We start from the raw sequence: 5897 nt of genomic DNA, 5'->3' as shown, positions 1-5897 counted from the left end.
GGTGTGGGCGCCTATGCCTGGTGGGACACCCGCCAGGTCGGGCGCAGCGCGCAGGCGCTGTTTGCCTCGCTGCCGGACTGACTCAGCGCCCGGCGGCCAGCGCCGCCGCCTGCGGCTGCGTCTGCCCCGCGCGCTGCGGGGCCTGGTCCCAGCCGAAGAAGGCCAGCACGCGCTCCTTCTGGGCCAGGGTGTCCTGCTCGCCCAGTGCCATCAGGGCCTGGGTGTAGGGCGCCTCGAAGAGCAGGTAGCTGGCCAGGGCCGCGCCCTGACCCTGGCCCTGCTGCACGCCCACGGCCCGCAGCAGCAGGCGGATGGGTTTGGGCAGGTCCTCCACATGCCTGGCAGCGAGGTCGTCCAGGCGCTGGCTGGGTGAGATCACCAGGGCGTCGATGGGTTGCAGGGGGCTGTACTTGCGGCTCTCGGCGGGCATCAGGGAGAGCGTGCGGTTGATGCGCTGCATGCGCTCGATGTCCACCGCCAGCGCGTCCAGGAAGATGCTGGACAGCGCATGGCCTGCGATCTGGGCCAGGCTGGGATAGCCCTGGTCGGGCGTCCGGCGGCCCTGCGGCTCGTGCATGCGCCCGGCGCCAATCACCAGCAGGCGCTTGGCGCCCAGGTGGATGGCGGGCGACAGCGGTGCGCTCTGGCGCATGGAGCCGTCGCCGAACCAGCCGTGTTCGGCTTCGCTGACCAGCTGCTTGGCCGGGAAGATGAAGGGAATCGCGGAGCTCGCCAGCAGGTGCTGGTGATTGAGCTGCGTCGGCACGGCCAGGCGCTGCGAGCGCACCCAGGGATCGATGGGTCGCGCGCTTTGATAGAAGGTCACGTGCTCCCCGCTGCTGTAGCTGGAGGCGGTGACGGCCAGGGCATGCAGATGGCGTCGCCCGAGCACGGCGGGCAGGCGGTCCATGGGCACGAGCTCGCGCAGCAGGTCCTGCAGCGGGTCGTTGTTGAGCAGGGACTGCGGGCGCAGCCGGGCCATGGCCCAGCCGAAGGACATCATGGTCAGCCAGCGCGCGCCGCTGCCGGCCACGCCGAGCGAGTCGCTGCGGTAGACCTGCTCGGCGCGGAAGTTCCGCCAGACGTGGGCGAGCCGCTCCACCGCGCCGTCGAACTGGTCCGCCCCGCAGGCCAGGGCCGTGCCATTGATGGCCCCGGCCGAGGTGCCCACGATCACGCCGAAGGGATTGCTGCCGCCGCTGCCCTCGCCCTGGGCCTCGCGCCGCAGCCGCACGAGGGTCTGCAGCACGCCGACCTGGTAGGCCGCGCGTGCGCCGCCACCACTGAGGACCAGTCCGGTCAGGGGAAAGTCGTGCATGGTCTTGCCGGGGCTTGCCGCAGCCCTTGCTGGGAAAAGGCCATTGGACACCGACGCGCCACCGCCGGGACTCCTGGCTTGCACGTAGCGTCCCCCGGATCCGGTGATTCCACGCACTGCTTGCGGCCGGCCGGCGGCCTACACTGCGCTGATTCCCCCTTGCCCGCCACGCCATGCAGCTGCCCACCATGCTCGATGTGGAAGCCTCCGGCTTCGGCCGCGGCAGCTATCCCATCGAGATCGGTTTCGTGGAGCCTGCCGGCGCCCTGTTCTGCACCCTGGTCCGGCCTGCGCCCGACTGGCGGCACTGGGACCCTGCCGCCGAGACCCTTCATGGCATCAGTCGCGAGCTGCTGCAAAGCCATGGCCGTCCGGTGGACTGGGTGGCCGCGGAGCTGAACCGCCGCCTGGCCGGCCAGACCGTCTACTGCGACGGCTGGGCCCATGACTACCCCTGGCTGGCCCGACTCTTCGACGAGGCTGAGCTGAACCCTGCCTTCCGCCTGGAGGACGTGCGCACCCTGCTCAGCGAGCAGGAACTGGGCGGCTGGGACTGCAGCCTGCGCGCCCTGCGCGAGGAGCTGCGCCCCGATCGCCACCGCGCCAGCAGCGATGCCCGCCTGCTGCAGCTGTGCGTGCAGCGCGTGCGTTCGGCAGCGCTGCCAGGCCGGGCTTGAGCTGAGTCAATCGACGCGGGCTTGTGGCCGTGGACTGCTTGGGCGCGAGCCGCAGCAGGGCTAAGCTCGGCATGACACCTGCCGGCTGCAGCCGGCGCCCCGAACCCTCTGAACAGCCCCAGGAGCTCCCCATGTTCCAGCGCATCCTCTTCCCGACCGACGGCTCTGCCACCGCCCTCAAGGCCTGCGGTGTGGCCGTGGACATGGCGCGCCGCTACGGCGCCACCCTGCAGGCCGTCAGCGTCATCGACCCGGTGCCCTTCGTGGCCTTCCCGGAAGGCGGCGGCGAGGCCCTGGCCTACTACCTGGAGGCCGCGGAGCAGGCGGCGAACGAGGGCATCGCCCAGGCCCGCCAGCAGGCCGAGGAGGCTGGCGTGCCCTTCGAGGGCCTGATCCTGCGCGAGCACGGCCCGGCGGTGGCGGTGGTGGAGCAGGCACGGGCCAGCGGGGCGGACCTCATCATCATGGGCTCGCATGGCCGCCGCGGGCTCGATGCGGTGATCCTGGGCAGCGTGGCGCAGAAGGTGCTGACGCTGTCGCCGGTGGCGGTGCTGATCGTCAAATGAAAAAGCCGGGCACCAGGCCCGGCTTTCAAATCAGAGATCCTGATTCAGGACATCAGAACTTGAAGTCCACGCCCACGGTCAGAGCGCTGGCGTCGGAGGCCAGCTTCTGGAATTCGGCGCGGATGTTGGTTTCCTTGCTCACGGCGTAGCGGACGCCGAAGCCCACCAGGGCCTTGGACTCGCTGCTGCTGCTGCTGTTGCCGTTGTAGCTGGCCTTGGCCTTGAAGGAGCTCACGCCCAGACGGCCGAAGACGCTGAAGTCATTGCCCACGGGCAGCGAAGCCAGCATCGAAGCCTGGATGGCCGAGCCCTTCACTTCAACGGACTTGGTGCCCACGGAGACCGTGTTCTTGCCCATGCTGCGATAGCCCAGTTCGAACGAGAGGGTCTCGTTGAGCTGGTAGCCGCCGAAGATGGAGTAGGTCGTGTCCTTCCAGTCGGCCATGGTGACGGTGGTGCCACCGATGACTTCGGTGTGTCCGTCGATCTTGCCGCGGCCAATGTCGGCGCCAGCGTAGAAGTCACCAGCGAAGGCGGGAGCGGCGAATGCGGCGGCCATGGCCAGGGCCATCAGTTTCTTCATGAGATTCCCTCAGTGCGTTGATTGCTTGTCTTGCCGGCAGGCTGTGCCGCCGGCCTTGGCATGCCGGCCCAAGGGTTGGACCGGATGCAAGGTGCGCGCATTCTAGGCATGGGCGGGCGAGCCATGACGGAAATCATCGGCGTCCGCGCCACACCCCATAGGGGGGGTCAGGCGGAGGCCGGCAGGACGGGCCATGAGTCGGTGATGCGCTCGCCGTCGTAGACCAGCAGGTCCCCGAACTGCAGCAGCAGGGCCTCGCTCTGGCGGGGCCGCCAGAACACAAGTTGGTCGGCCTGCAGCTCCACCGAGTCGCTGGCCACCATCACCTGCTGGTTGGAGCTGGGGCCGTAGAGGCCGCTGGCCTGCAGCCCGGGCGGGGAGACCGGGTCGGCCAGCCAGTGGCCGCCGTGGATGGCGTAGCCGCGTGCCTGGTTGCGGTCCCAGGCCTGGGCCGCGCGGCTCAGCCAGGTCGCGCCCTCGGGCAGGCGAAAGCGCGGCCAGGCCTTGAGCACGGGCGTGGCGATGAAGACGGCGGGCTGCAGGTCGGACAGCAGGGGCTTGTCGAAGTCGGAGGGCAGCAGGGCGGCGGAGCCCACGGAAACCTCGTTGGGCACGCCCTGGCCGTCATGCAGGCGGAAGGTGGGTGAGCCGGCAGTGTTGAGGGTCAGGTCTTGCCTGCGCTGCGGACCCAGCAGCTGCTGCGCCAGCGCCCAGGCGCGTTCGTAGCGCTGGCGGGCCGTTCCCCAGGCGGTGCTGCGCATGCCCGCCACGTCCGGCAGGGCGGCCACATGAGCGTCATAGCCCATGAAGCCGCGCCACTGCAGGCCGGGGGAGGACTTGAAGCTCGCCAGGGCGCGTCCCAGGTCGGCCTCGTCCTCGAAGCCGCCGCGGTGCAGGCCCACGTCGATCTCCAGGTTGATGCGCAAGACCTGACCCCGGGCCTGCGCGAGCTGGCGGTACTGGGCCAGGCGCGCCTCGGTATCGACCAGCCATTCGATGGCAGCGATGCGCTGCGGCGGCAGCTGGCCCAGCAACTGCGCGGCGGCGGCCACGGGGAAGGGCTTGCCCAGCAGGACCTGGGCGTCCGGCCGGGCCTGCAGCAGGGCGGCCGTCTGGGCGGCATTGAAGGCCATGACCTTGCGGCTGCTCCAGGCGCTGGCGACCTCGTCCATCAGGGGCAGGCAGGGCAGGGACTTCAGCACGGCGCGCAGGGCCATGCCGGTCTTGCGTTGGTGGCTGCCGATGCGAGCCAGGTTGGTGCGCAGGCGGGGCAGGTCCACCACCAGCCGGGCCTGGGCCAGGGCCTGGGCCTGCAGCGCACGGCCCAGGCCCTGGAAGTAGGGCTCTGCAGGACCACCGTGATCGGCGGGGCGGGCCAGCCAGGCGCCGCCGGTGGCCAGCAGGGCGCTGCCGCCCAGCCAGCGGCGGCGGCTCCAGCGGTGGGCTTGGGAGGTCTCAGGCACGGGGCGCTCCTGCGAAGATCTGCTGCAGATGGCTGTTGAGCATGCGGCCGTGCGGGTCCAGTTGCGCGCGCAGCTGCTGGAAGTCCTGGAAACGCGGATACAGCGCGGCCAGCTCGTGTGCGCCCAGGGTGTGCAACTTGCCCCAGTGCGGGCGGCCGCCGTGGCGCTGCAGCACCGGCCCGATCTCGCCGAGCAGGTAGTCATGGGCCTCGCCGGCCTTGGCGTGCACGGCTACCGAGCAGCTGTCCCGCTCGAAGAAGGGGCTCAGCCAGGCATGGTCGGCTCGCACCCAGCGGAACTCCATGGGGAAGAAGACCTCGTCGCGCCTCTCCAGCGCGGCCAGCACGGCGCGCAGGCAGGGCAGGCCCTGCTCGCGCGGCAGGTGGTACTCGGTCTCGTTGAAGCGGGTGGGGCGCGCGGTGGACAGCAGCTTGTGCGACCAGTCCAGCGCATGCTCGGTCTGTGCCGGGTCGATGAGCTTGGCGGCGGCCCAGCGCCGCAGTTGCGGCCAGCGGCCCAGCCAGTCGCGCAGCTTCTGCAGGTCGGCCAGCACGTTCTCGTCGGCGCTGGGCGGGCGCTGGGGCGCGCCTTCGGGCACCTCGATGTGGGTGATGCCGGCCGCGTAGCCGGTGAAGGGCAGCACGTAGAGCTCGAAATGCCGGCTCTCGCGGGCCAGAGCCGGCGCGCGCTCCAGCAGGGATTCGGTGCGCTCCAGCCAGACCTTGCGGCGCAGCATGTAGCGGGGGCGGACGCGCAGGGTGTACTCGGTGATCACGCCCAGGGCGCCCAGGGAGACGCGGGCGGCATCGAAGAGCTCGGGCTCCTTGAGCCGGCTGGCCTCCTTCAGCTCGCCCTGGGGCGTCAGCAGGCGCAGGGCCTGGACCTCGGCATGCAGGGCCGGCAGGGTAAGGCCGGTGCCGTGGGTGCCGGTGGACAGGGCGCCGGCCAGGGTCTGCACGTCGATGTCGGGCTGGTTGTGCAGGGCCAGGCCTTGCGCATCCAGCTCGCGGGCCAGCGTGCCCAGCCGGGTGCCGGCCTTCACGCGCACGGTCATTGCGGTCTTGTCCACCTCGACGATGCCGCTGAGACGGTCCAGGGAGATCAGGGTGCCCGGCGTGGGCACCAGGGCGGTGAAGCTGTGGCCGGCGCCCACGCAGCGCAGCGGGCCCTTGAGCGCGGGCAGGCTGGCGGCCAGCTGCTCCTCGGACGAGGGCAGCAGCCAGGCGGCCTCGCAGCGCTGCAGGCCGGACCAGTTCTGCCAGGCGCGCGGCGCCTGGGCGGCCAAGGGCG

The 5897-nt window shown here is 71.0% G+C and carries 6 protein-coding genes; 2 read left to right on the top strand and 4 right to left on the bottom strand.

Annotated elements, in window-relative coordinates; genetic code table 11:
* Window positions 1-82: 82 nt before the first annotated feature.
* Window positions 83-1318 (bottom strand): patatin-like phospholipase family protein, encoded by a 1236-nt coding sequence (locus tag H5407_RS23125; RefSeq protein ID WP_183106847.1) that lies wholly within the window; start codon window positions 1316-1318, stop codon window positions 83-85.
* A gap of 173 nt (window positions 1319-1491) precedes the next feature.
* On the opposite strand from H5407_RS23125, the gene H5407_RS23120 reads away from it, so the two are divergent.
* Both H5407_RS23120 and H5407_RS23115 read left to right on the top strand, forming a co-directional pair.
* Window positions 1492-1995, top strand: a complete 504-nt coding sequence (locus H5407_RS23120; RefSeq protein WP_183106846.1) for a hypothetical protein — start codon at window positions 1492-1494, stop codon at window positions 1993-1995.
* 131 nt (window positions 1996-2126) lie between these two features.
* Entirely contained in the window at window positions 2127-2561 is a 435-nt protein-coding gene (locus H5407_RS23115; RefSeq protein WP_183106845.1) for a universal stress protein, read from the top strand.
* Window positions 2562-2613: 52 nt separating this feature from the next.
* On the opposite strand, the gene H5407_RS23110 is transcribed toward H5407_RS23115, so the two are convergent.
* The 3 genes from H5407_RS23110 to H5407_RS23100 form a co-directional block, all read right to left on the bottom strand.
* Window positions 2614-3144, bottom strand: coding sequence for an outer membrane beta-barrel protein (locus H5407_RS23110; RefSeq protein WP_183106844.1), 531 nt, complete (start codon window positions 3142-3144; stop codon window positions 2614-2616).
* A gap of 167 nt (window positions 3145-3311) precedes the next feature.
* Complete coding sequence (locus H5407_RS23105) at window positions 3312-4607, bottom strand: alanine racemase (protein ID WP_310737695.1); 1296 nt, start codon at window positions 4605-4607, stop codon at window positions 3312-3314.
* Window positions 4600-5897 (bottom strand): D-arabinono-1,4-lactone oxidase (locus tag H5407_RS23100; RefSeq protein ID WP_183106843.1); only part of this gene is annotated, 1298 nt, incomplete at its 5' end. The genes H5407_RS23100 and H5407_RS23105, both read right to left, overlap by 8 nt.

The organism is Mitsuaria sp. WAJ17, assembly GCF_014174515.1.
GTDB lineage: Bacteria > Pseudomonadota > Gammaproteobacteria > Burkholderiales > Burkholderiaceae_C > Roseateles_B.
Note: the sequence above shows the minus strand (reverse complement) of the source record. Positions and strands in the feature narration are given on the sequence as shown.

Bases quoted from the DNA above. Each gene is read 5' to 3' on its own strand.
- H5407_RS23120 (WP_183106846.1), top strand. From the start codon at position 1,492: ATGCAGCTGCCCACCATGCTCGATGTGGAAGCCTCCGGCTTCGGCCGC.
- H5407_RS23115 (WP_183106845.1), top strand. From the start codon at position 2,127: ATGTTCCAGCGCATCCTCTTCCCGACCGACGGCTCTGCCACCGCCCTC.
- H5407_RS23125 (WP_183106847.1), bottom strand. From the start codon at position 1,318: ATGCACGACTTTCCCCTGACCGGACTGGTCCTCAGTGGTGGCGGCGCA.
- H5407_RS23110 (WP_183106844.1), bottom strand. From the start codon at position 3,144: ATGAAGAAACTGATGGCCCTGGCCATGGCCGCCGCATTCGCCGCTCCC.